This is a genomic window from Bradyrhizobium sp. 482_C4_N1_8 (assembly GCF_052075965.1).
In the GTDB taxonomy this organism is placed as follows: Bacteria; Pseudomonadota; Alphaproteobacteria; order Rhizobiales; family Xanthobacteraceae; genus Bradyrhizobium; species Bradyrhizobium barranii.
In genome coordinates this window covers 8,722,337-8,746,287 of record NZ_CP197231.1, presented here as the reverse complement: position 1 = coordinate 8,746,287, position 23,951 = coordinate 8,722,337, and the positions used below count along the sequence as shown (strand labels likewise).

General features: G+C 64.7%; 19 protein-coding genes and 1 pseudogene. 15 read left to right on the top strand and 5 right to left on the bottom strand.

Going from position 1 to position 23,951, the window contains the following annotated elements:
* Positions 1–60: 60 nt before the first annotated feature.
* Positions 61–1,056 (bottom strand): TRAP transporter substrate-binding protein, encoded by a 996-nt coding sequence (locus tag AB7Z56_RS41490; RefSeq protein WP_063985935.1) that lies wholly within the window; start codon positions 1,054–1,056, stop codon positions 61–63.
* Between the two features lie 143 nt (positions 1,057–1,199).
* Between AB7Z56_RS41490 and ugpB the strand changes: the two genes are divergently transcribed.
* From ugpB to AB7Z56_RS41440, 10 genes and pseudogenes are all read left to right on the top strand, one after another.
* Positions 1,200–2,582 (top strand): sn-glycerol-3-phosphate ABC transporter substrate-binding protein UgpB, encoded by a 1,383-nt coding sequence (ugpB, locus tag AB7Z56_RS41485; RefSeq protein WP_063979951.1) that lies wholly within the window; start codon positions 1,200–1,202, stop codon positions 2,580–2,582.
* A 193-nt stretch (positions 2,583–2,775) separates the two neighbouring features.
* A pseudogene (locus AB7Z56_RS41480) lies at positions 2,776–3,722 on the top strand (aminoglycoside phosphotransferase family protein).
* 245 nt (positions 3,723–3,967) lie between these two features.
* Positions 3,968–5,590: an ABC transporter substrate-binding protein gene (locus tag AB7Z56_RS41475; protein WP_283017824.1), complete on the top strand. Its 1,623-nt coding sequence runs from the start codon at positions 3,968–3,970 to the stop codon at positions 5,588–5,590.
* A gap of 254 nt (positions 5,591–5,844) precedes the next feature.
* Positions 5,845–6,858: an ABC transporter permease gene (locus tag AB7Z56_RS41470; RefSeq protein WP_063979949.1), complete on the top strand. Its 1,014-nt coding sequence runs from the start codon at positions 5,845–5,847 to the stop codon at positions 6,856–6,858.
* Positions 6,859–6,861: 3 nt separating this feature from the next.
* A complete protein-coding gene (locus AB7Z56_RS41465) occupies positions 6,862–7,761 on the top strand; it encodes an ABC transporter permease (protein WP_063979948.1) in 900 nt (299 codons plus the stop codon).
* A 301-nt stretch (positions 7,762–8,062) separates the two neighbouring features.
* Positions 8,063–9,802, top strand: coding sequence for a dipeptide ABC transporter ATP-binding protein (locus tag AB7Z56_RS41460; RefSeq protein WP_063979947.1), 1,740 nt, complete (start codon positions 8,063–8,065; stop codon positions 9,800–9,802).
* 30 nt (positions 9,803–9,832) lie between these two features.
* Entirely contained in the window at positions 9,833–10,012 is a 180-nt protein-coding gene (locus tag AB7Z56_RS41455; protein WP_063979946.1) for a DUF4089 domain-containing protein, read from the top strand.
* A 7-nt stretch (positions 10,013–10,019) separates the two neighbouring features.
* Positions 10,020–11,414, top strand: a complete 1,395-nt coding sequence (locus AB7Z56_RS41450; protein WP_063979945.1) for an AtzE family amidohydrolase — start codon at positions 10,020–10,022, stop codon at positions 11,412–11,414.
* A 12-nt stretch (positions 11,415–11,426) separates the two neighbouring features.
* Positions 11,427–11,819, top strand: coding sequence for an oxalurate catabolism protein HpxZ (gene hpxZ, locus AB7Z56_RS41445; RefSeq protein WP_063979944.1), 393 nt, complete (start codon positions 11,427–11,429; stop codon positions 11,817–11,819).
* A 4-nt stretch (positions 11,820–11,823) separates the two neighbouring features.
* Positions 11,824–12,546 carry a GntR family transcriptional regulator gene (locus tag AB7Z56_RS41440; RefSeq protein WP_014491242.1) on the top strand — a complete coding sequence of 241 codons (723 nt, stop codon included), beginning with the start codon at positions 11,824–11,826 and terminating at the stop codon, positions 12,544–12,546.
* Positions 12,547–12,657: 111 nt separating this feature from the next.
* Here AB7Z56_RS41440 and atzF read toward each other — a convergent pair whose 3' ends face one another.
* Together atzF and AB7Z56_RS41430 are read right to left on the bottom strand one after the other, a co-directional pair.
* Positions 12,658–14,463: an allophanate hydrolase gene (gene atzF / locus AB7Z56_RS41435; protein WP_063979943.1), complete on the bottom strand. Its 1,806-nt coding sequence runs from the start codon at positions 14,461–14,463 to the stop codon at positions 12,658–12,660.
* A gap of 192 nt (positions 14,464–14,655) precedes the next feature.
* A complete protein-coding gene (locus AB7Z56_RS41430) occupies positions 14,656–15,162 on the bottom strand; it encodes a MarR family winged helix-turn-helix transcriptional regulator (RefSeq protein ID WP_063979942.1) in 507 nt (168 codons plus the stop codon).
* 148 nt (positions 15,163–15,310) lie between these two features.
* Here AB7Z56_RS41430 and AB7Z56_RS41425 point away from each other — a divergent pair, with 148 nt between their 5' ends.
* Positions 15,311–17,161 (top strand): feruloyl-CoA synthase, encoded by a 1,851-nt coding sequence (locus tag AB7Z56_RS41425; protein ID WP_063979941.1) that lies wholly within the window; start codon positions 15,311–15,313, stop codon positions 17,159–17,161.
* 352 nt (positions 17,162–17,513) lie between these two features.
* Here the strand turns inward: AB7Z56_RS41425 and AB7Z56_RS41420 are convergent, their stop codons facing one another.
* A complete protein-coding gene (locus AB7Z56_RS41420) occupies positions 17,514–18,020 on the bottom strand; it encodes a MarR family winged helix-turn-helix transcriptional regulator (RefSeq protein ID WP_063979940.1) in 507 nt (168 codons plus the stop codon).
* 83 nt (positions 18,021–18,103) lie between these two features.
* Between AB7Z56_RS41420 and AB7Z56_RS41415 the strand changes: the two genes are divergently transcribed.
* The 3 genes from AB7Z56_RS41415 to AB7Z56_RS41405 are packed head-to-tail and all read left to right on the top strand — an operon-like array spanning position 18,104 to position 20,911.
* Positions 18,104–19,312, top strand: coding sequence for a cytochrome P450 (locus AB7Z56_RS41415; protein WP_063979939.1), 1,209 nt, complete (start codon positions 18,104–18,106; stop codon positions 19,310–19,312).
* A 12-nt stretch (positions 19,313–19,324) separates the two neighbouring features.
* Complete coding sequence (locus AB7Z56_RS41410) at positions 19,325–19,648, top strand: 2Fe-2S iron-sulfur cluster-binding protein (RefSeq protein ID WP_063979938.1); 324 nt, start codon at positions 19,325–19,327, stop codon at positions 19,646–19,648.
* A gap of 51 nt (positions 19,649–19,699) precedes the next feature.
* Positions 19,700–20,911, top strand: coding sequence for an ABC transporter substrate-binding protein (locus AB7Z56_RS41405; protein ID WP_063979937.1), 1,212 nt, complete (start codon positions 19,700–19,702; stop codon positions 20,909–20,911).
* A gap of 220 nt (positions 20,912–21,131) precedes the next feature.
* Here the strand turns inward: AB7Z56_RS41405 and AB7Z56_RS41400 are convergent, their stop codons facing one another.
* A complete protein-coding gene (locus AB7Z56_RS41400; protein ID WP_063979914.1) occupies positions 21,132–22,394 on the bottom strand; it encodes an NAD(P)/FAD-dependent oxidoreductase in 1,263 nt (420 codons plus the stop codon).
* A 299-nt stretch (positions 22,395–22,693) separates the two neighbouring features.
* On the opposite strand from AB7Z56_RS41400, the gene AB7Z56_RS41395 reads away from it, so the two are divergent.
* Entirely contained in the window at positions 22,694–23,866 is a 1,173-nt protein-coding gene (locus AB7Z56_RS41395) for an ABC transporter substrate-binding protein (protein ID WP_028148067.1), read from the top strand.
* Positions 23,867–23,951: the final 85 nt, after the last annotated feature.

Genomic DNA, 23,951 nt, shown 5'->3' with positions numbered 1-23,951 from the left:
GCCCGAGCGGGCCGGGCGGCCTGTCTGCGTGCTCGCTGGGTCCAGGCGCAGCCAAGCGGCTCACTCCACCTTGCGAATGCGTTCGATCAGCGCGGCCGCGGCGGGATCGCGCCCCGCCTTGGCATAGATCGCAGCCATCGCGCCCTCGAACGGCTTGCGGTCGATATCCCTGGCGACGGTGATGCCGGCGGCTTCAGCCTTGTGCTGCGACTGCTCTTCGAGGTCGCGCCACTTCTCGCGCATGAACCGGCTGGAGCGAGCCGCGGCTTCGCGGAATATCTGCTGGTCGTCGGCCGACAGGCTCTTCCAGGCCTTCAGCGAGATCACCAGCACTTCCGGGCTCATCGTGTGCTCGGTGAGCGCGAGGTGGCCGGCATGTTTGTAATGGTCTGTCGTCACGAAAGATGGCCAGTTGTTTTCGGCACCGTCGATCAGATGGTTGGCAAGCCCGGTGAGCACCTGCCCGTAGGGCATCTCGACCGGCTCGGCGCCGAGCGAGCGAATCATCTCGCTCATCAACTCCGACTGCTGCACCCGGATCCGCAATCCCTTGAGGTCGGCGACACTTCGTATCGGACGGACGCCGTTGTAGATCGACCGCGCGCCGGAATCGTAGAAGGCGAGCCCGACGAAGCCGTAGGGCTCGAAACTGCCGAGGATCTCGCTGCCGATCGGCCCGTCCAGCACCTTCTGCATGTGCTCGATGGACCGGAACAGGAACGGCATGGCGAGCACGTTCATCGCCGGGACGAAGTTGCCGATCAGCGCCACATTGGTCCGGTTAAGGTCGATCGCGCCGACCCTGGTCTGCTCGATGGTCTCCTTCTCTTCGCCGAGCTGACGGGAATGGAACACCTTGATCTCGTGCCGGCCGCCGGTGCGCTCGGCAATCAGCGCGCCCATGTAGCGCAGCGCCTGGACGGTCGGGTAATCCTCGGCCTGGGTGTCGGCGGCGCGGAATTCGCGCGCAGCTGCGCTCGTCGCGCAGACCGCGAGCAGAAGCGCGACGAAGATCAACCCGGTCCGCGAGAGTTCGGCACGGTTCAGCACTGGCACACTCAACCCCTCAGTGGTGGAGTCTATGGCGAAGCAAAAAGGTTCAATGCAATCTAGCAGATGGTTGAGGGAAGGCCATCCCGCCGCACCCGGCGGAGCGATTGTGCGGCGCGGCCGCCGTTCATTCCCGGTTGAAACAGGAAATGCCGCGCCTTAAGCAGGTACGGTCGCCTTTGCCGCGCGACACGGGAAGAGCCATCGTGATTTCAGCATCGAGTCTTTTGCGGATCCTCGCCGCTTTCATCGTCCTCGCAATGCCTCTTCAGGCGCGCGCCGCAACCGACATCGCGCTGTGGCACGCCATGTCCGGCGAGCTTGGCCGGCAGCTCGAGAAGCTCGCCGCCGACTTCAACGCCTCGCAGTCCGATTACCGCATCGTGCCTGCTTACAAGGGCAACTACACCGAGACGGTGACGGCGGCGATCTTCGCCTTCCGCTCGCGCAGCCAACCGGCGATCGTCCAGGTCAACGAGGTCGCGACCGCCACCATGACCGCGGCCAAGGGCGCGATCTATCCCGTGTTCACCATGATGCGGGACATGAACGAGCCGTTCTCGCTGGGCGATTACCTTCCCGCAGTCTCCGGCTATTACACCGATGCGGCCGGCAATCTGTTGTCCTTCCCGTTCAATTCCTCGACGCCGATCCTCTATTACAACAAGACCATGTTCCGCGACGCGGGCCTCGATCCGGAGACGCCGCCGAAGACATGGCCCGAGCTTGGGCTTGCCGCAAAACGCCTGCGCGAGCGCGGCGCTGTGTGCGGCTTCACCACCTCCTGGCCGTCCTGGATCCACATCGAGAATTTCTCCGCCTTCCACAATCTGCCGCTCGCGACGCGGACCAATGGCTTTGCGGGGCTGGATGCCGAGCTGACCATCAACAACCCGGTCGTCGTGCAACACATCGCCCAGCTCGCCGAGTGGCAGAAGGACAAGGTGTTCGATTACGGCGGCCGCGGGCAGTCGGCCGAGCCGCGCTTCCAGAAGGGCGAATGCGGCATCTTCATCGGCTCCTCGGCGACGCGGGCCGACATCAAGGCGAATTCGAAGTTCGATATCGGCTACGGCATGATGCCGTACTGGCCCGATGTGAAGAACGCGCCGCAGAACTCGATTATCGGCGGTGCCACGCTGTGGGTGCTGCGCGACCGCCCGCGCGCGGAATACAAGGGCGTGGCACGGTTCTTCGCCTATCTGTCGCAGCCCGGCGTGCAGGCCGCCTGGCACCAGAACACCGGCTATCTGCCGATCACCCGCGCCGCCTTCGAGCTGACGCGCGCGCAGGGTTTTTACGAGCGCAATCCGGGCTCCGCGATCTCGTTCGAGGAGATCACGCTGCATCAGCCGACGGAGAACTCGAAGGGCATCCGGCTCGGCTCCTTCGTGCTGATCCGCGGCGCAATCGAGGACGAGCTGGAGCAGGCCTTTACCGGCCAGAAGGGCGCGCAGGCCGCGCTCGATGCCGCGGTCGAGCGCGGCAACAAGCTGCTGCGCCAGTTCGAGCGCGCCAGCCCGGACCGGTAGCGTATGCGTGAGTGCGCGCCTCGTCCTTCGAGACGACCGCTTCGCGGCCTCCTCAGGATGAGGCTAAGCGGCATCGGTGCCTGCCAAAATCGCTGCCACGCACTCCGCCCTCATCCTGAGGAGCCCCGCCAAAGCGGGGCGTCTCGAAGGATGGGCCGCGAGGGGAACTGTTTTTGAAATGCATAAGGTCGCGATGTCGATGAAACTACCTCACTTCGCCGATGCGGACAGCTTTCTCGCCTTTCGCTCTGATCCACGGCAATGGCTGGGAATTGCGCTCGACATCGCGCGCAGCCACGGTCTCGATATCAGCGCGCCGCACGTGTTTGCGACCGGCACCAATCTCGTCGTCGGCCTCAGTGAGAAGCTGATCCTGAAAATCTTCCCGCCGCAGCTCGGCGCGCAATTCGTGTCCGAACGCGGGTCGCTGGCGCAGCTTGCCGGCCGCCTTCATCTGCCGATCCCGGAGATCGTCGCGGAGGGTGAGCGGATGGCTGGCCCTATCTCGTCATCACGCGTCTTGCCGGCACGCTCGGCTCGGAGGTGTGGCCGCAATTGGCCGAAGCGCAGAAGGAGCGCCTGCTGCGCCAGATCGGCGAGACCATCGCCGCCGTGCAGCGCGCACCGCTCGGACCGCTGGCGGAGATCGAGCCGCGCTGGGATGCGTTCATGCGCGCCCAGATGCAGGGCTGCAAGGCGCGGCACATGCGCCTCGGCCTTGCGCCGAAATTCCTCGAAGGCCTCGACGATCTCCTGCGTGACGCTGCAAAACTGATCCCGATGGATGCGCCGCCGGTGATCCTGGTCGGCGAATATATCCCTCAGAACTTCCTGCTCGCCTGTCATGACGATCAATGGTCGCTCGCGGGCCTGTTCGACTTCGGCGACGTGCTGACGGGATGGCGCGACTACGATCTGCTCGGCCCCGGCGCCTTCATGGCGGCCGGCCGGCCGGGGAGGGTGCGCAGTCTGCTCGAGGGCTTTGGCTATGCAAAGCCGGACTATGCGCTCAAGCGCCGGCTGATGGCGCTGATGCTGCTGCACCGCGCCAGTGACCTCAACAGCCACGTCTGTATCGAGGGCTGGCAGGACAGGGCGAACGATCTCGTCGAGTTGCAGGATCTGATCTGGGCGGGCTGAACCGCCCAGGCCATCTGCGACGTCCTGCTCAATCCAGCAGCGCTCAATCTTTCAGCTTATTTTTGAAGCAGAATCGCATCTTTGTATGCAATTGACCGGCTTGCCCAAAAGGCGATCAGCCGCCGAAATCACAAAAAATAGATTGGAATCAACGCTTTATATGGAAATTAAGAACCCATTAAGCGCTGGCACGAACCTTGCGAATCCCTGTTCCAACCAGAAACTTTTGCGTTGGAGCATTTTCCATGAAGCGCCGCGATTTCCTCAAGTCCGTGTCCGGATTGGCCGCAGGCGCGGCGCTTCCGGCGATCCCACAGGTCGTCTCCACCGCCTATGCCGATGCGCGTTCGGAGACGCTGCTGATCGTCTCGGAAGGCGGCCCGAACAATCTCGACATCCACGGCGTCGGCACCAACGTGCCCGGCTATGAAGTGTCGTGGAATTGCTACGACCGCCTGATCAGCCACGAGATGAAGGTCGGCCCCGGCGGCGTGCCCTATTACGACCGCGACAAGTTCAAGGGCGAACTCGCCGAGGAGATGAAGATCGACGACATGTCGGTCACCTTCAAGCTGCGCAAGAACGCCAAATTCCACGACGGCACGCCCGTCACCGCCAAGGATGTGAAGTGGTCGCTCGACCGCGCCGTCAGCGTCGGCGGTTTCCCGACCTTCCAGATGAGCGCGGGCTCGCTGACCAAGCCGGAGCAGTTCGTCGTGATCGACGACACCACCGTGCGCGTCGACTTCCTGAAAAAGGACAAGCTCACGATCCCCGATCTCGCGGTCATCGTGCCCTGCATCGTCAACTCCGAGCTGGTGAAGAAGAACGCCAGTGAGAAGGACCCCTGGGGTCTCGAATTCACCAAGCAGCAGACCGCGGGCTCCGGCGCCTACAAGGTGACGAAGTGGACCGCCGGCACCGAAGTCATCATGGAGCGCAACGAGGATTGGGTCTGCGGTCCCTTGCCGAAGATCAAGCGCGTGATCTGGCGCATGGTGCCGCAGGCCGGCAACCGCCGCGCGCTGCTGGAGCGCGGCGACGCCGACATCTCCTACGAGCTGCCCAACAAGGACTTTCAGGAGATGAAGGCGAACGGCAAGCTCAACGTCGTGTCGCTGCCGTTCTCCAACGGCATCCAGTATATCGGCATGAACGTCACCAAGCCGCCGTTCGATAATCCAAAAGTTCGCCAGGCGGTTGCCTATGCGCTGCCCTATCAGAAGATCATGGACGCGGTGATGTTCGGCCTCGCCAACCCGATGTTCGGCGCGCCCAAGGACAAGCCGACCGAAGTCGCCTGGCCGCAGCCGCACAAATACAACACCGACATTGAGAAGGCGAAAACGCTGATGGCGGAGGCAGGCCTCGCCAACGGCTTCGAGACCACGATCTCGTTCGATCTCAACTTCGCGGGCGTCAACGAGCCGCTCTGCGTGCTGGTGCAGGAATCTCTCGCGCAGATCGGCATCAAGACGACCATCAACAAGGTGCCCGGCGCCAACTGGCGCACCGAGCTGAACAAGAAGGAGATGCCGCTCTTCACCAACGTGTTCTCGGGCTGGCTCGATTACCCCGAGTACTTCTTCTACTGGTGCTATCACGGCAACAATTCCGTCTTCAACACCATGAGCTACAAGTCGGCGGAGATGGACAAGCTGATCGACGGCGCCCGCACGGCGGCGGCGACCGGCGACACTGCGACCTACGATGCCGACGTGAAGGGCTTCGTCGATCTCGCTTTCACCGACATCCCGCGCATCCCGCTGTACCAGCCCTTCGTCAACGTCGCGATGCAGAAGAACATCAGCGGCTACCAATACTGGTTCCACCGGAGGCTGGATTACCGCGCGCTGGTGAAGGGGTGAGCCGTCATGCTGATCGTCGGCGACGCATCGGCATGTGTTTGTCTCTCTGCTCGCGATGCGGTTTCGTCATCGCGTGAGATGGCCACCAATCTCTCGCTCCCTCCCCCCTTGCGGGGGAGGGTCGGGGAGAGGGGTAGCCACGAACTCCGACCTCTCCTGGGGCCACCCCTCTCCCTAGCCCTCCCCCGCAAGGGGGGAGGGAACGCAGCGGAGCCAGCCTGCTCACAATTGCCAAGCAGAAGGAGAGCGCTCCCATGCTGACCATGATCGGCAAGCGCCTGATGTTCGCGATTCCCTCGCTGATCGGGGTCGTCATCGTCACCTTCCTGCTGACGCGCGCGTTGCCCGGTGATCCCGCCGCATACTTCGCCGGTCCCGCCGCGACCAAGGAAGCCGTTGAGCAGATCCGCAAGAAGCTCGGGCTCGACAGGCCGCTGATCGAGCAGTTTTTCCGCTACACCAACGACCTCGCCCATGGCGATTTCGGCAACTCGCTCACCACGGGGCAGCCGGTCGCGGCCGAGATCCGCAACCGCCTGCCGGCTTCCGCCGAGCTCACGCTGCTCGGCCTCATCGTTTCGGTCGTGATTGCGATCCCGCTCGGCGTGCTGGCGGCGACGCGGCCGGGATCATGGGTCGACCATCTCTGCCGTGTCACGACGACGGCCGGCGTGTCGTTACCCGTGTTCTTCACCGGCCTGGTGCTGGTCTATGTCTTCTACTTCAGGCTAGGCTGGTCACCCGCGCCGCTCGGCCGCCTCGATGTGTTCTACAGCGCGCCGCCGACGGTGACCGGCTTCTATCTGATCGACACCCTGATCGCGCGCGACTTCGAGGCGTTCCGCTCGGCGCTGAGCCAGCTCATCCTGCCGGCGACGACGCTTGCGATCTTCTCGCTGGCGCCGATCGCGCGCATGACGCGCGCCTCGATGCTGGCGGTATTGTCGTCGGAGTTCGTGCGCACGGCACGCGCCAGCGGCCTGTCGCCGACAACGGTCATCGTCACCTACGCGTTCCGCAATGCGATGCTCCCCGTGATCACCACGCTCAGCATGGTGTTCTCGTTTCTGTTAGGGGCCAACGTGCTGGTGGAAAAAGTGTTCGCCTGGCCCGGCATCGGCTCCTACGCGGTGGAGGCGCTGATCTCGTCGGACTTCGCGCCCGTGCAAGGTTTTGTGCTGACCATGGCGGTCATGTACGTGCTGCTCAATCTCGTGATCGACATTCTCTACGGCGTGATCGATCCGCGTGTCAGGTTGGAGGGCTAGATCATGAGCTCCGTTGCGCCTGCTGTTGAACCCGTCGGTCCCGCGCGGACATCAGGGCTGGTCGCGATCCTCGAACAGACCCGCTACGTTCTCGGCGAGAACAAGGTCACGGGTTTCGCCTTCGCGCTGCTGATCGTGATCCTTATCGCGGCGATCTTCGGCCCCTACGTGGTGCCGTATGATCCACTCGCTTCCGATACCGCCGCGGCGCTGAAGCCGCCGTCGATGGCGCATTGGTTCGGCACCGATCAGCTCGGCCGCGACATCTTCAGCCGCGTCGTCGTGGCGACACGGCTCGATACGTTCATCGCGGTCGCCTCCGTCGTGCTGGTGTTCCTGATGGGCGGCCTCGCCGGCATCGCGGCCGGCTATTTCGGCGGCTGGACCGATCGCATCGTCGGCCGTATCGCCGATACCATCATGGCGTTTCCGCTGTTCGTGCTGGCGATGGGCATCGTCGCCGCCCTCGGCAACACCGTGCAGAACATCATTCTGGCCACGGCCATCGTGAACTTTCCGCTCTATGCCCGCGTCGCGCGCGCCGAGGCCAATGTCCGCCGCAATGCCGGCTTCGTGCAGGCCGCGCGTCTGTCGGGCAACGGCGAATTCCGCATCCTGCTGGTGCACATCTTGCCGAACATCATGCCGATCATGATCGTGCAGATGTCGCTGACCATGGGCTACGCCATCCTCAATGCCGCGGGGCTGTCCTTCATCGGCCTCGGCGTCCGCCCGCCGACCGCCGAATGGGGCATCATGGTCGCCGAAGGCGCGGGCTTCATGGTGTCGGGCGAATGGTGGATCGCGCTATTCCCCGGCCTTGCTCTGATGATCGCCGTGTTCTGCTTCAACCTCCTCGGCGACGGCCTCCGCGACATCGTCGACCCGCAGCGGAGGACGTGATGATTGTTTCCAAGCACGCCGATGCGCTCCCTCCCCCCTTGCGGGGGAGGCACAGGCCGCCTTCGGCGGCCGTCCTCTTAGTCAACGCCGAAGCGAAGCTTCGGCTATGGGAGAGGGGTAGCCCCGGGCGAGGTCTGAGCTCGTGGCTAGCCCTCTCCCTGCCCCTCCCCAGCAAGGGGGGAGGGAATGAGAGGCCGGTGCCCGCCTCACACGCAAATTTCCCGCCGAAATTCACCAATGATTCCAACCCCATTCTACTGTGCATGGGGTTGTTTTCGACATTTTTGATCGGGAGGTCCGCATGACCGCCCAGCCCCTGCTCGACGTCCAGGACCTCACGGTCGAATTCACCACCCGCCGCGGCATCGTCAAAGCCGTCCAGCACGTCAACATTTCCGTCGCCAAGGGCGAGACGCTCGCCATCGTCGGCGAGTCCGGCTCCGGCAAGTCGGTGACGTCCTATGCGGTGATGCGCATCCTCGACCGGGCGGGGCGGATCGCCGAGGGCTCGGTGATGTTCTCGGGCATCGACGTGAAGGCGGCATCCGAAGGCCAGATGCGCGACCTGCGCGGGCGCGAAGTCTCGATGATCTTCCAGAACCCGCGCGCCGCGCTCAACCCGATCCGGAAAGTCGGCGACCAGATCGAGGACGTGCTGCGTACTCATGTGCAGCAGGCGATGGTTTCGGACCACGGAGAAAAGGCGATCGAGGCGCTGGAGCAGGTCAAGATCGCCCGCCCGCGCGAGCGCTACCACGCCTATCCGTTCGAGCTGTCAGGCGGCATGTGCCAGCGCGTCGTCATCGCGCTCGCGCTCGCCTGCAATCCGCAGCTCCTGATTGCGGACGAGCCGACCACCGGCCTCGACGTTACCACCCAGAAGGCGGTGATGGACCTGATCGTCGAGCTGACCAAGCGGCGTGCGATGTCGACCATCCTGATCACGCATGATCTGGGTTTGGCCGCAGCCTATTGCGACCGCGTCGTGGTGATGGAAAAGGGCCGCGTGGTCGAGACCGCGAAAGCCGCCGACATCTTCGCCAACCCGCAGCACCCCTACACCAAGAAGCTGATGCGCGCGACGCCGCGGCTCGGCGTGTCCTTGCGGGATTTGTTGGCCGAGGAGGAGGGCGCGTCCTCATCCGCAGCCGTCATGGCCGGGCCTGACCCGGCCATCCATCAGCCTTCGCAAGGTGAGACCTCCAAGCCCCTCCTGCTCATCGAAAAGCTCGTGAAAGAGTATCCCCGCCAGGGCGCCACCGCCACGCTCGGAAAACTGTTCGGCCGCAAGCCGCCGGTGGAGCCGGACGTCTTCCGCGCCGTCGACGGCATCAGCCTCTCCATCGGCCATGGCGAGAGCGTCGGCCTGGTCGGCGAGTCCGGCTGCGGCAAATCGACGACGTCGATGATGGTGATGCGGCTGCTCGACCAGACCTCGGGCCTGATCCAGTTCGACGGCGAGGACATCGGCGCCATCCAGCCGGCGTCGTTTGCCCGGCTGCCGCAGCGCAGCCGCATCCAGATGGTGTTCCAGGACCCGACCGACAGCCTCAACCCGCGTTTCACCGCCGCCCGCGCCATCGCCGACCCCATCATGCAGCTCGGCGACATCAGGGGCCGCGATGCACTGCGAGCGCGCTGCGAGGAGCTCGCCACCATGGTCGGGCTGCCGCACAATCTGCTGGATCGGTTTCCGCACCAGCTCTCCGGCGGCCAGAAGGCCCGCGTCGGCATCGCGCGCGCCATCGCGCTGCATCCAAAACTCGTCATCCTGGACGAGCCGACCGCGGCGCTGGACGTCTCGGTGCAGGCCGTGGTCCTCAATCTGCTTCAGGACCTGAAAGCGCGCTTAGGTATGAGTTATCTGTTCGTCTCGCATGATTTGAACGTAGTGCGCTTGTTGTGCGATCGTGTCATTGTCATGCGGACAGGTCGAATCGTCGAAGAGGGCCCTTCCGAAAAGGTCCTCAGCGATCCGCAGGACGACTATACCAAGGAGCTGCTGACGGCGATCCCGCATCCGCCGTTGCAGGTCCACTAAGAGTGCACTGAGAGATTGTTTGGGAGCGTGATGGCCGAGCCGCTGGACGAGTATATCGACGCCGTATCGAAAGCGCTGGCGCTGCCGGTCGAGGAGGCCTGGAGGCCGGCGGTGCGCGCCAATCTCGAAGTCTCGCTCCGGCTTGGCCGACTGGTCGACGAATTCGCGCTGCCGGACGAGACCGAGCCCGCGCCGATCTTCACGGTCTGACCCCGCCATGACCACCAAGCCAGAGATGACGGCTGCGGACATCGCCAAGGCTGTGGCCGGCGGCAAGATGTCGGCACGCGATGCCACCGAAGCTGCGCTTGCGCGCATCAAGCAGCACGATGGCGTCCTCAATTCCTTCACCGACCTCACCGCCGATCGCGCCCGTGCGAAGGCGCGTGCGATCGACGCCGACATCGCGGCGGGCAAGGAGGTTGGCCCACTTGCCGGCGTTCCCTTCGCGGTGAAGAACCTGTTTGACGTCGCAGGCCTGCCGACACGCGCCGGCTCGAAGATCAACCGCGACCTTGCGCCAGCGAAACGCGATGCCACGCTGATCGAGCGGATGGAAGCCGCCGGCGCCGTGCTCGTCGGCGCGCTCAACATGGGCGAATACGCCTACGACTTCACCGGCGAGAACGTCCATGACGGTCCCTCGCGCAATCCGCATGACACGACCCGGATGACCGGCGGCTCGTCCGGTGGTTCGGGGAGCGCAGTTGGCGGCGCGCTGGTGCCGATCGCGCTCGGCTCGGACACCAATGGTTCGATCCGCGTGCCGTCCTCCTTCTGCGGCATCTTTGGTTTGAAGCCGACCTATGGCCGGCTGTCGCGGGCGCGCTCGTTCCCATTCGTCGCGAGCCTCGATCATCTCGGTCCGTTCGCGCGCTCCGCCGCCGACCTCGCGCTCGCCTATGACGCGATGCAGGGACCCGATGCGGATGATGCTGCCTGCACCACGCGTGGCCTCGAACCGACGGTGCCGCTGCTCGCCAATCCGATTTCGGACCTGCGCATCGCGATTGCCGGCGGGCACTTTCAGAAGAACGTGTTTCCCGAGGCCGTCGAAGCCGTCAGCCGCGTCGCCAAGGCGCTCGGGGTGACGAAGATCGTTGACGTGCCTGAAGCCTCGCGCGCCCGCGCGGCCGCCTATGTCATCACCACCACCGAAGGCGCCTCGCTGCATCTCGATCGCCTGCGCAAGCGCCCGAACGATTTCGATCCCGCCGTGCGCGACCGGCTGATCGCCGGCGCCATGGTGCCGGCGCCGCTGGTCGACCGCGCGCAGAAATTCCGCCGCTGGTATCGCGCGCAGCTCGCCGAGATCTTCAAATCCGTCGACGTGCTGATTGCGCCGGCCACGCCCTGTACCGCGCCGAAGCTTGGCCAGGTGAATTTCACGCTCGACGGCGTCGAGTTGCCGGTTCGCGCCAATATCGGCATCCACACCCAGCCGATCTCGTTCATCGGGTTGCCGGTCGTCGCCGTGCCTGTGCCGCTCGAGCCGCTGCCGATCGGCGTCCAGATCATCGCCGCGCCCTGGCGCGAGGATATCGCGCTGCGCGTCGCGCACGCATTGGAGCAGATGGGCGTGGTATCCGCGCCGTCGCCAAGGGGACTTTGAGAGGAATTTAGAATGGAGATCGATCTCCCCGAGGTGATCGCGGAAGTGAAGGCCGCGTTCGAGCGCTATGAGCAGGCCCTGATCACCAACGACGTCGCCGTGCTCGGCGAGCTCTTCCGCAACGATCCCCGCACGCTGCGCTACGGCATCGGCGAGAACCTCTACGGCTATGAGGCGATCTCCGGCTTCCGCGCTGGCCGCTCGCCGGTCGGCCTGAACCGCCGCACCGCGAAAACCGTGATCACCAGCTATGGCCGTGACACGGCCGTCGCCTCCACTCTGTTCTACCGCGACACGGCTCCCGGCAAGGTCGGCCGGCAGATGCAGACCTGGATTCGCTTCCCGGAGGGCTGGCGCGTCGCCGCCGCCCATGTCAGCATCATCGACGAGTCGAAAGAGACCTGATCGTATGACGCTTGACGATCTTCCGCCCGGAACATTGCCGGCCGAGCCGGTGGTGCCGCGCGTCGACCGGGCGCAGCCCAGCGTGCACAAGATCACGCGCGCCGAGGAACTGCGGCTTCAACTCGCCGACGAGATCGTGCGTGGAACCCTGGCGCCCGGCGCGCCGCTTGATGAAACCGACATCGCGCGGCGCTTCAGCGTCTCGCGCACACCGGTCCGCGAGGCGTTGCGCCAGCTGGTGGCGAGCGGCCTCGTCGAATCGCGCGCCCATCGCGGCGCGGTGGTGGCGCAGCCTTCGGTCGAGCGGCTGAAAAGCATGTTCGAGGCAATGGCGGAGCTCGAGGCGCTCTGCGCCGGCCTTGCCGCCGAGCGCATGTCGGCTGCCGAGCGCCACGGTCTCGAAGCCATCCACGAAGAGCTGCGCGTGCTCAGCTACGCCGGCAATCCCGATCGCTTCCACGAGGTCAACGAGCGCTTCCACAACGCGATCTATGCGGGATCGCAGAATGGCTACATCGCCGAGATCACGCTGGCGACGCGCGTCCGCGTGCAACCGTTCCGCCGCGCCCAGTTCCGCAATCTCGGCCGATTGGCAAAGTCGCAAGCCGAGCACGACCGCGTCGTCGTCGCGATCATGCGCGGCGACAAGCAGGGCGCCGCCGCCGCCATGCGCGCGCATATCGAGCTGGTGCGCGGCGAGTATGAGATTTACGCGGTGTCGGTGTAGGGCGGCAAACGCGGTACCGTAGGGTGGGCAAAGGCGCAAAGCGCCGTGCCCACCGTCTTTCTCAACGCGCGGTGATGGTGGGCACGCTGCGCTTTGCCCACCCTACGAGACCTACGTCTTCGCTGCTTCCGCCATGAACTTCCGCCAGCCACCATACGCCGTTATATCGCGCGCCTCGCCCAGCACCTCCGGCTCGACGAGAAACCCCTTCACGCTGCGGTCGTCCGCAAGCCTGATTGTGCCGATTGCCATCGGCGCTGGAATTGCATTCACGAACCTGCCGAACGCGGATGACGACAGCGACCAGATCTCCAGCTCGATCGACGCGCCCGTGCCAGCCTCGACGCGCAGCATGCCCGGCTTCGGGGGCGTGGTCTTGAGGGCGTAGAGCTTGTAGTCGGGCGCGGTCCTGGTCGCTTCGATTAGCTTTCCGTTGAGCGCCTTCAATTCGCCGTTCAGCGCCATGCCGGACAGGTGAGCGCCGACCACTGCGATCGGAATCTCGTCGCTGCTGCTTGCGGCAAGCGGCGCCAACGGGGCCTGCGCCACACCCTTCGCGCCGACGGTCAGTTTCGTATCCGCATGGAATGCACGGCCGATGCTCGCAAGCAGCGCATCGCGCCCCGCAGGCGCGAGCAGCGTGATACCGAACGGAATGCCGTCGGTGCGCATCGACGCCGGTACCGCGAGGCCACAGAGGTCGAGCAGATTGACGAAATTGGTGTAGGTGCCTAGCCGGCTGTTGAGCTCGATCGGATTGGCCAGCACCTGCGCGGTCGTATACGCGGTCGGCGCGGTCGGCAGCACCAGCGCGTCGATATTGGCGAAGGTGCGCTCGGCGATCTTGCGCAGGCCCTGCAAACGGTAGAGCGCAGAGAAGGTTTCCGCAGCGGTCAGCCGCGCGCCGGCGACGGTGATCTCGCGCGTCACCGGATGAATCGAATCAGGCGCGGATGCCAGCAGATCCTTGATCACGAGATAACGCTCGGCGACCCACGGCCCCTCATAGAGCAGCCGCGCCGTCTCGTAGAACGGCTCGAGGTCGAACTCGACCAGCTTAGCGCCGAGCGCGGTCCAGCGCTTCAGCGCATCGCCGTAAGTGGCTTCTGCCTTCCTGTCGCCGAAGAAGATCAGTTGTCCGTTGCGCGGTACGCCGAGGCGCAAATTCGCGGGGAACTGCGTGATCGCGCCGAGCGGCCGGTCGCGCGAGAACGGGTCGGCCTGGTCTGGACCCGCCATCACGGAGAGTGCGAGGGCGGCGTCGTCGACGGTCAAAGCGAATACCGAGATGCAGTCGAGCGTGCGGCATGCCGCCACCAGGCCAGCAGTCGAGATCATGCCGAGGCTCGGCTTCAGCCCGACGATGTTGTTGAGCATCGCCGGCACCCGGCCGCTGCCGGCGGTGTCCGTGCCCAGCGACAGCGGCACGAGTCCGGCACCCACCGCGACCGCCGAGCCAGAGCTCGAGCCTCCAGGAATGAGATCCTCGCGGATCGAATTTTTGGGGATGCCATAAGGCGAGCGCACGCCGACGAGGCCGGTTGCGAACTGGTCGAGATTGGTCTTGCCGATGATGATCGCGCCGGCCGCGCGCAGGCGCTCCACCGCGGTCGAATCATGCGTCGGCGTATACGAGAAGGCCGGGCAGGCCGCGGTGGTCGGAAATCCCAGCGCGTCGATATTGTCCTTCACCGCGATCGGCACGCCGTAGAGCGGCAGGCTGGTGGCATCCCTTGCGGCAAGCTTCTCGGCCTCCGCGATCGCGTCCTTCTCGTCGCGCAGGCTGATGAAGATTGCGGGATCGTTGTGATCGCGGATGCGCTGATAGGTTCGCGCGACGGTCTGCGCAGGCGTGATCGTGCCCGCGCGATGCGCGGCCACAATCGCGGCGATCGTTTCAGGCTGCTCAGCCCCCATGGTGACAAAACTCCGGCAACAGGTCTTACCCGGATTGAAGCAAGCGATGTGCCATTGTGTACACAATCCGGGCAGGCGCAATGCCCCGGATATTGTCGAGGGATCAGTGGCTTGTTGGATATTTCGAGGATTGATGGGCCGTCGTGCCAGCGCCCTGATACGGGCATTTGCGTAAATGTTGGGCAGTCTCGATCAGGTGAAGCCGGCAAGGATCTGGAGCAGCCGCTCTCGGTTCTCCTTGCCGATCTTCTCCACGACATGCCGCTCGTGCTCGGCGGCGAGGCGCTTGAATTTGGCAAGCGCCGTCTCCCCCGGTGCGGTGAGGTGCAGCGCGTGGGCGCGGCGGTCCGCCTTCGACTTGATCCGCTTCACCAGCTTGCGCTGTTCGAGGCTGTCGAGCAGATGCACCAGCCGGGCGCGCTCGATGCCGAGCCGCTTCGCCACCGCCATCTGGGACAGGCCCGGATTGGCGCCGATGACCGTCAGCACGGAATACTGCGTCGGCTTGATATCGACCTCGCCGAGCGTCTTGATGAAGTCCTGAAAGATCCAGATCTGGAAGCGCCGCACCGCATAACCGGCGTGCCCGACCAGCGCGTCGAGGCCGATCTCGTCCGCGTCGTTCGGCCGCGCCGCGCCGTTGCCGGCACGTTTGCGTGGGGAGGGGCGGGGCTCAGTTCGGGCTGCGCTGGCTGTCACGTGATCTCTCCTGCCGAGCAACCTTAGCGCTTCGAAGGCCTCTGTGGAAGATTGTTGTTGACGACAACAATTGTCGTGCCAAACAATATGGTCAAAGCGGCCCGGAACGAGGCTGTAGCCGATCCCTGATACGGGCGAGGAGGAAACCATGACAACCGCCGCACGCGGTGACGCTTCGAGCCTGTTCGCAACGCCCAAGACCGTCGCCGAGCATCGCGCCGACGGCAGCATCGTGCTGCGCTCGCCAGACCCCTTGCGCGACAGCGCGCGCTGCATCGGCGACTGGCTGGAGCAATGGGCGCGGCAGACGCCTGATGCGATCTTCCTCGCCGAGCGCGACAGCGCCGACACGCCCTGGGCCACCATGACCTACGCGGGTGCCCTGCGGCGGGTGCGCGCAGCAGCGAGCTGGATCTTGGCGCAAGAGCTCAGCGCCGAGCGTCCCGTCGTCATCCTCTCCGACAACAGCATCGACCATGCGCTACTCGCCCTTGCGGCCCAGCATGTCGGCGTGCCCTCGGCCGCGATCTCGCCGGCCTATTCGCTGATGTCGAAAGATTTCGACAAGCTCAAGAGCATGATTGCGCTGCTGGAGCCCGGCGCGATCTATGTCTCCGCGACGAAGCCGTTTGCCGCGGCGCTGGCCGCGATCAAGCCGCTGCACAGCGCGCAGATCATCAGCGGAAATGCCGGCGATGCTGATGCGCTGGCCTTCCGTGACATTGCGGCGACGCCCGAAACGGGCAACGTCGCAAAAGCCTTCGCCGCGGTGGCGCCGGACACGATCGCAAAATTCCTGTTCACCTCGGGCTCGACCGGCACGCCGAAAGCCGTCATCAATACGCAGCGCATGCTGACCTCGAGCCAGCAGGCCAAGGCGCAAACCTGGACGTTTCTCGAACCGGGCCGCGGCGATCTCGTGATCCTCGACTGGCTGCCTTGGAGCCATACCTTTGGCGCCAACCACAATTTCAATCTCGTGCTGCGCAACGGCGGGTCGCTCTATATCGACGGCGGCAAGCCCGCGCCCGGTCTCTTCGCAACGTCACTCGCCAATCTGAAAAGCGTGATGCCGACGGTCTATTTCAACGTGCCGCGCGGCTTCGACATGCTGATCGCAGCGCTGCGCGGCGACGAGGAGCTGCGCCGCCGCTTCTTCGGCGAGGTGAAATTCGCCTTCTATGCCGGCGCCGCATTGCCGCAGAACCTCTGGGACGCGCTCGAGCAGCTTTCGGTGGCGACGGTTGGTCGTCCGCTGCCGATGGTGTCGGCCTGGGGCTCGACCGAGACGTCACCGCTCGCGACCGACTGTCATTTCCTCGCAGAGCGCTCGGGCAATATCGGCGTGCCCATTCCCGGAACCGAGCTGAAGCTCGTCACGTCGGGCGACAAGCTGGAGGTGCGCGTGCGCGGCCCCAATGTCACGCCGGGTTACTGGAAGGCGCCGGAGCTGACGAAGCAGGCTTTCGACGACGAGGGCTTTTATCTCATTGGCGATGCCGTGAAGCTTGCCGATGCGAACAGGCCGGAGCGCGGGTTGTTCTTCGATGGTCGTGTTGCGGAAGACTTCAAGCTCAATTCCGGCACCTGGGTCAGCGTCGGCACGCTGCGCGTCGCCGGCATCGCGGCACTCGCGCCGCTGGCGCAGGATATCGTCGTCGTCGGCCATGGCGGCGACGAGGTGCGCTTCCTGGTCTTCCCGAACATGGCCGCGTGCCGTGCCCATGCCGGCTTGCCCGAGACGGCAGGCGTCAACGATGTGCTTGGCGATGAGAGGGTCAGGGCTGCGATCGCGCAGGGCCTGGCGAAGCTGAAGCAGCAGGGCACCAACTCCTCCGGCCACGCGACGCGCGCGCTGCTGCTCGCCGAGCCGCCGTCGGTTGACGGAGGAGAGATCACCGACAAGGGTTACATCAACCAGCGCGCCGTGCTGACGCGGCGTGCCGATGCGGTGGCGCGCGTGCATGATGATGCGTCGGGTGAGTGGATCGGTCTGTAGCCACTGGCAGATCAAGTCGGAGTGAGGCCACGCTCTGTCCACATCGTCATTGCGAGCGCAGCGAAGCAATCCAGAATCTTTCCCCGGTGGGGCTCTGGATTGCTTCGCTGCGCTTGCAATGACGGGGATGGGTCGAGCAGCTCGCGAAATACGCCAGCCATTCTGCCGCAATATCCTGCATGATTCTTTTGTTGCTTAAGCAACTAATTTGTGCGAACCGTTCCAGACAAGGATGACGGCGGGGGAACCGCTGCGCCTGATCCTGGAGGAAACGATGCTCGGCAGAGAGGGTGCCGCGGGCAAATGCCGGCGTATGCCTGAAGGCGGCGATGCCGCGCGCTTCACGCGCGCGTCAACTGGTGCTGCTGCCGGTCACTGCGCCGAGATTTTCGTGCAGCCGGCGCAGCAGATCGATCAGCACCTCGCGCTCGTCCTTGCTCAGGCAGGACAACAGCCGCCGCTCGCGATCGAACGCCGCGACGATCACCTTGTCATGGGTGGCGCGGCCTCTGGCCGTGAGCGCGATGGAATGGGTGCGGCCGTCATTCGGGTCGGTTCGAATCGAGACCAGCCCGCGCTTCTCCAGCCCCGCGAGCGTCCGGCTCACCGGCCCCTTGTCAAAACCGATGACGTGGCAGATCCGCGAGGCGGGAATGCCGGGCTCGATCGCCAGCAGCGACATGATCCGCCATTCCGTGACGTTGACGCCAAACTCGCGCTGGTAGAACGCGGTGGCGCTGTTCGAGAGCTTGTTGGCGATGAAGGTGACGAAAGCCGGGACATAACGGTCGAGATCGAGCGTCGGCCCGGTTTCGGCGGGTGCGGGCCTTTGGCGGGCTCTGGTCGAAGACGGCGGCATATCGGTCTTTTGTCTCGCGGCGTGTCCGAAGACCTAAGGGCAAGCGCGGCTCTTTCACAAGATCAAAATGAGGGAGGACTTCAATGAGCGCACCTGGCTCCGCCGTATCAGGCGTCCCGCATCTCGACGTCGATCCCTTCGACATGAATTTTTTCGCCGACCCCTATCCCACGCACGAGCTGCTGCGGGAGGCAGGTCCGGTCGTCTATCTCGACAAGTGGAACGTCTATGGCGTGGCACGCTATGCCGAGGTCCATGCCGTCCTGAACGATCCCGCGACGTTCTGCTCCAGCCGCGGCGTCGGCCTCTCCGATTTCAAGAAGGAGACGCCGTGGCGGCCGCCGAGCCTGATCCTCGAGGCCGATCCGCCCGCGCACACGCGGACCCGCGCCGTGCTCTCGAAGGTGCTGTCGCCGACCGTGATGAAGCAGGTGCGCGACCGCTTCGCCGCGGCGGCCGAGGAGCGGGTGGACGCGCTGATCGAAAGGCGCAGCTTCGACGCGATCGCCGACCTCGCCGAGGCCTATCCGCTCTCGATCTTCCCGGATGCGCTCGGGCTGAAATCCGCGGGGCGCGAGCATCTGATTCCCTACGCGAGCGTCGTGTTCAACGCATTCGGGCCGCCCAACGAGCTGCGCCGGGAGGCGATTGCGCGTTCGACGCCCCATCAAGCCTATGTTGCCGAGCAGTGCCAGCGCGAGAACCTTGCGCCCGGCGGCTTTGGCGCCTGCATTCATGCCCAGGTCGACGAGGGCGCGATCACGGCCACCGAAGCGCCACTGCTGGTGCGCTCGCTGCTGTCGGCTGGCCTCGACACCACTGTCAACGGGATCGGCGCGGCCGTCTATTGCCTCGCGCGCTTCCCCGAGCAATGGCAGCGCCTGCGCGGCGATCTCACGCTCGCGCGTAGCGCCTTCGAGGAAGCGGTTCGTTTCGAAAGCCCGGTGCAGACCTTCTTCCGCACCACCACACGTGAGGTCGAGCTATCAGGCGCGACGATCGGTGAAGGTGAGAAGGTGCTGATGTTCCTTGCCGCCGCCAATCGCGATCCGCGTCGCTGGGACAAGCCCGACAGCTACGACATCACGCGTCGCTCGTCCGGCCATGTCGGTTTCGGCTCCGGCATCCACATGTGCGTCGGCCAGCTCGTCGCGCGCCTCGAAGGCGAAGTGATGCTGACGGCGCTGGCGCGGCGTATCGCGAAGATCGAGATCACGGGCGAGCCGAAACGCCGCTTCAACAACACGCTGCGCGGGCTCGACAGCCTGCCGGTCACCATCACCCCGGCCTGACGAGGAGCCTCGATGCCAGCCATCACTTTCATCCATGTCGACGGCAAGTTCGATCGTGTCGAAACTTCAGGCGACGAAAGCGCCATGCAGGCCGCGACCCGCCATGGTCTCGACGGTATCCTGGCCGAGTGCGGTGGCAATGCCATGTGTGCGACCTGCCACGTCTATATCGACGCAGCCTGGCTCGCGCGCCTGCCCGCGATGGCTGATGACGAAGACGCGCTGCTCGACGGCACCGCCGCCGAGCGGCTGCCGAACAGCCGGCTGGCCTGCCAGATCATGATCACGCCCGCGCTCGACGGGCTGGTGCTGAGATTGCCGGAACGGCAGGTCTGATTCCAGAACGAGCCGGCGGCGACCGGCGCGACACACAAAGGGGAGGGAACGATGAAACACCTGAAATGGACTCTCGCGCTGGCGGCGAGCCTGATGAGCGGCGCGGCGAGCGCCGAGATCTCCGACAATGTCGTGCGCGTCGGCGTGCTCAACGACATCTCGGGCATCTTCCAGGACACCAACGGCATGGGCTCGGTCGAGGCCGCGCGCATGGCCGCCGAGGATTTCAACGGCGGCGGCAAAGGCATCAAGGTCGAGATCGTCTATGCCGACCACCAGAACAAGGCCGATGTCGGCAACGCGATCGCGCGCAAATGGCTCGATGTCGAGGGTGTCGATGCCATCGTCGACGTGCCGAATTCGGCCGTCGGCCTCTCCATCAACACGCTGCTGCGCGACAGCCGCATGACCTTCCTGGCGTCGTCCACGGCGAGCTCGGATCTCACCGGCAAGGCCTGCTCGCCCAATACGATCCAATGGGTCAACGATGCCTGGGCGACCGGCAACACCACCGCGGCGGCGATGATGGCGCGCGGCGGCAAGGACTGGTATTTCCTCACGGTCGACTATGCGCTCGGCAAGGGCATCGAGGCGGAGGCGCAGAAATACATCGAGGCGCATGGCGGCAAGGTGCTTGGCTCCTCGAAACATCCGCTCGGCACCTCCGATTTCGCCTCCTTCCTGTTGCAGGCGCAGGGCTCGAAAGCGCAGGTGATCGGCCTCGCCAATGCCGGCGGCGACACCATCAACGCGGTGAAGCAGGCTGCCGAGTTCGGCATCCAGCAAGGCGGGCAGAAGCTCGTCGCCTTCCTGCTCTTCATCAACGACGTCCATGGCATGGGCATCAAGGTCGCGCAGGGCCTCCAGCTCATGGAAGCGTTTTACTGGGACATGAACGACGATACCCGCGCCTTCGCCAAGCGATTTGCGGCGCGGCCCGGCATGAACGGCAAGATGCCGAGCGGCAACCAGGCCGGCGTCTATGCCTCGACGCTCGCTTATCTGAACGCGGTCGCCGCAACCGGCAGCGACAATGCGAAGGACGCCGTGCCCGCGATGAAGAAGTTCAGGGGTAAGGACAAGCTGTTCGGCGACACCACGATCCGCCAGGACGGCCGCGTCGTGCATCCCATGTATCTGTTCGAGGTGAAGAAGCCGGAGGAGTCGAAATATCCGTACGACTATTACAAGCTGGTCTCGACGATTCCCGCGGATCAGGCGTTTAGGCCGCTCGCGGAGGGCGGATGTGAGCTGGTGAAGTAAAAGATAGCTACGAGCGCTGCTGCACCCTCGCCCCTTGTGGGAGAGGGTGGCTTCGCGAAGCGAAGCCGGGTGAGGGGTCTCTCTCCTCACGAATGGTCGTGCGAGTGGAGAGAACCCCTCATCCGGCGCCATAACCGAAGCTTTGCTTCGGCGTTCTTGAGAACGGCGGCCGAAGGCCGCCTATGCCACCTTCTCCCACAAGGGGAGAAGGAAGAAAGATCTACGCCACCTTGCTACTTCCCTGCGTGATCAACCTCGCCGCGCGCTGGTCGCGGGCGTAGATCCAGAGCCAGCTCAGGGCGACGCTGAGGCGGTGGCGCAGGCCGATCAGGAAGTAGATGTGGGCGATGCCCCAGATCCACCATGCGATCGTGCCGCGCAGTTTGACCTTGCCGAAATCGATCACGGCGAGCCGCTTGCCGATCTGTGCGAGGCTACCGGAGTGCTTGTAGCGGAATGCACCTTTATTCTCGCCACGCAGGCGCGTCTTGATGGTTTCGGCGACGTGCCGGCCCTGCTGCTTGGCGGCCGGAGCGATGCCGGGCACCGGCTTCCCCTCCCAGGCATTGATCACAACGGTGTCGCCGATCGCAAAGATTTCGGGATGACCAGGTATCGTCAGATCGTCTTGGACCTCCACGCGCCCGGCGCGATCGCTTGGTGCGCCCAGCCATTCGGCGGCGGGCGAGGCGCGCACGCCGGCGGCCCAGATCCGCGTCTTTGCTTCGAGCAGCTTTCCGCCGAACACGACGCCCTCACGGTTGATCTCGGTGACGGCCTGGCCCAGCACGACCTCGACGCCGATCTTTTCCAGCGAGGCCTGCGCATAGGCCGAGAGATCATCGGGGAAGCCTGCGAGCACGCGCGGTCCGGCCTCGATCAGCACCACGCGTGCCTTGTGGGTGTCGATGTTGCGGAAGTCGGCGGGGAGCGTGTGGTGCGCCATTTCGGCGATGGTGCCGGCGAGTTCGACGCCGGTGGGGCCGGCGCCGACGATGACGAAGGTCAGCCGCGCCGCGCGTTTGGCCGGATCGGTCTCGCGCTCGGCGCGCTCGAATGCCACCAGGATGTGACGGCGCAGCGTGGTCGCGTCTTCGAGCGTCTTCAGGCCGGGGGCGAACTGCTCCCACTCGTCATGGCCGAAATAGGCATGGCGGGCGCCGGTGGCGAGCACCAGCGTGTCGTAGGGCACCTCGCTGCCGTCGTCGATCAGCACGCAGCGCCGGTCGGCATCGACGCCGCTCACCGTCGCAAACAGGGTCGTCACCTCGCGCCGGTCGCGCATCAGGTGCCGGACCGGCCAGGCGATTTCGCTGGTCGCGAGCGAGGCGGTCGCGACCTGGTAGAGCAGCGGCTGGAACAGGTGATGGTTGCGGCGGTCGATCAGCGTGATCTCGACCGGCGCGCCCGCAAGCCGGTAGGTCGCCTCCAGCCCGCCGAAGCCGGCTCCGACGATGACGACGCGGTGGGGATTTGCGGCCATGATACACCCTCGAATCTCGCTGCTGCTCTCCTTCATCTAAGTGCGCATTGGGCGCCGTAGTCCAATAGCCGTCATCAATCGCGGCATAGGCCGGGCGTATCGTCATCCCGCGAAAAAGCGCCGCAGCCTTGGTCGAAGTGAGTAGAATTATATTTCTTGCCATCCTCGATTGGGGCGAAATATGGTGCAGGGGCGGGCGCTGAGCCATTGGCGGCGCGACAGATTTTGCGTTCAATAGAGACAGACCCGGGGCGGCGATCACCCCGTTTCCGGGATCAATAATAAGGAGGGGAGTGGTTATGAGGACGGCATTCTGGCTGGCGGGCGCAGCGGCGCTGGTGCTGGCAAATCAGGCTTTCGCCGGCGACACCATCAAGATCGGCTTCGTTTCGACCTTCAGCGGCCCGACCGCCGTGATCGGCAACGACATGCGCAATTCCTTCGAGCTCGCGCTCGACCACATCGGCCGCAAGATGGACGGCAAGCCGGTTGAGGTGATCTACGAGGACGACGGGCAGAAGCCCGATGTCGGCAAGCAGAAGACCGAGAAGCTGGTGCAGTCCGACAAGGTCGATTTCATCGTCGGCTACATCTGGTCGAACGTGCTCTTGGCCTCGCTCAAGACCGCGGTGGACTCGCAGACCTTCCTGATCTCGGCCAATGCCGGTCCGTCGCAGCTCGCCGGCGAGCTGTGCTCGCCTTACGTGTTCTCGACCTCCTGGCAGAACGACCAGACGCCGGCCGCCATGGGCCTCTACATGAACCAGAAGGGCGTCAAGAGCGTGTTCCTGATCGGGCCGAACTACGCGGCCGGCAAGGACATGCTCGCAGGCCTGAAGAGCACGTTCAAGGGTGAGGTCAAGGGCGAGGAATACACGGTCTGGCCGAGCCAGCTTGATTTCTCCGCCGAGCTCTCCAAGGCGCGCGCCTCGGGCGCCGAGTCGATCTTCGTGTTCTATCCCGGTGCGGCCGGCGTGCAGTTCCTCAATCAATATGCGCAGGCCGGCCTGAAGAGCACGATGCCGCTCTACACCGCCTTCACGGTCGACGAGCTGTCGCTGCCGCTCCAGAAGGAGAACGCGCTCGGCGTTCCCGGCGCGCAGGAATGGGTCAACGACCTCCCGAACGAGCAGAACAAGCGCTTCGTCGCCGACTACCGCAAGAAGTACCCCAATCTGCGCCCGACCTATTACGGCGCCCAGGCCTATGACGCGGCCCAGCTCATCAACAGCGCGGTGGTCGCGGTGAAGGGCGACACCAGCAAGAAGGACGCGATGAAGGCCGAGATGGAGAAGGCCAACTTCAAGTCGCTGCGCGGCCCGTTCAAATACGGCAAGAACCACATCCCGGTGCAGAGCTTCTATCTCCAGGACGTGGTCAAGGACGGCGAAGGCCAGCTCTCGCTGAAGACGGTCGCGACGATCGTGGAAAACGACCAGGATCGATTCCACGACAAGTGTGCGATGAAGTGAGCTGATGCCTTTTCCCCTCTCCCCGTCTGCGGGGAGAGGGTCAGGGTGAGGGGGAGTCTCCGCGGGGACGGAGGTCGTTGTATTC

Bases quoted from the DNA above. Each gene is read 5' to 3' on its own strand.
- ugpB (WP_063979951.1), top strand. From the start codon at position 1,200: ATGCCGCGCCTTAAGCAGGTACGGTCGCCTTTGCCGCGCGACACGGGA.
- AB7Z56_RS41420 (WP_063979940.1), bottom strand. From the start codon at position 18,020: ATGCCGCCGTCTTCGACCAGAGCCCGCCAAAGGCCCGCACCCGCCGAA.
- AB7Z56_RS41405 (WP_063979937.1), top strand. From the start codon at position 19,700: ATGAAACACCTGAAATGGACTCTCGCGCTGGCGGCGAGCCTGATGAGC.
- AB7Z56_RS41470 (WP_063979949.1), top strand. From the start codon at position 5,845: ATGCTGACCATGATCGGCAAGCGCCTGATGTTCGCGATTCCCTCGCTG.
- AB7Z56_RS41460 (WP_063979947.1), top strand. From the start codon at position 8,063: ATGACCGCCCAGCCCCTGCTCGACGTCCAGGACCTCACGGTCGAATTC.
- AB7Z56_RS41440 (WP_014491242.1), top strand. From the start codon at position 11,824: ATGACGCTTGACGATCTTCCGCCCGGAACATTGCCGGCCGAGCCGGTG.
- AB7Z56_RS41465 (WP_063979948.1), top strand. From the start codon at position 6,862: ATGAGCTCCGTTGCGCCTGCTGTTGAACCCGTCGGTCCCGCGCGGACA.
- atzF (WP_063979943.1), bottom strand. From the start codon at position 14,463: ATGGGGGCTGAGCAGCCTGAAACGATCGCCGCGATTGTGGCCGCGCAT.
- AB7Z56_RS41455 (WP_063979946.1), top strand. From the start codon at position 9,833: ATGGCCGAGCCGCTGGACGAGTATATCGACGCCGTATCGAAAGCGCTG.
- AB7Z56_RS41450 (WP_063979945.1), top strand. From the start codon at position 10,020: ATGACCACCAAGCCAGAGATGACGGCTGCGGACATCGCCAAGGCTGTG.
- AB7Z56_RS41400 (WP_063979914.1), bottom strand. From the start codon at position 22,394: ATGGCCGCAAATCCCCACCGCGTCGTCATCGTCGGAGCCGGCTTCGGC.
- AB7Z56_RS41475 (WP_283017824.1), top strand. From the start codon at position 3,968: ATGAAGCGCCGCGATTTCCTCAAGTCCGTGTCCGGATTGGCCGCAGGC.
- hpxZ (WP_063979944.1), top strand. From the start codon at position 11,427: ATGGAGATCGATCTCCCCGAGGTGATCGCGGAAGTGAAGGCCGCGTTC.
- AB7Z56_RS41395 (WP_028148067.1), top strand. From the start codon at position 22,694: ATGAGGACGGCATTCTGGCTGGCGGGCGCAGCGGCGCTGGTGCTGGCA.
- AB7Z56_RS41425 (WP_063979941.1), top strand. From the start codon at position 15,311: ATGACAACCGCCGCACGCGGTGACGCTTCGAGCCTGTTCGCAACGCCC.
- AB7Z56_RS41410 (WP_063979938.1), top strand. From the start codon at position 19,325: ATGCCAGCCATCACTTTCATCCATGTCGACGGCAAGTTCGATCGTGTC.
- AB7Z56_RS41415 (WP_063979939.1), top strand. From the start codon at position 18,104: ATGAGCGCACCTGGCTCCGCCGTATCAGGCGTCCCGCATCTCGACGTC.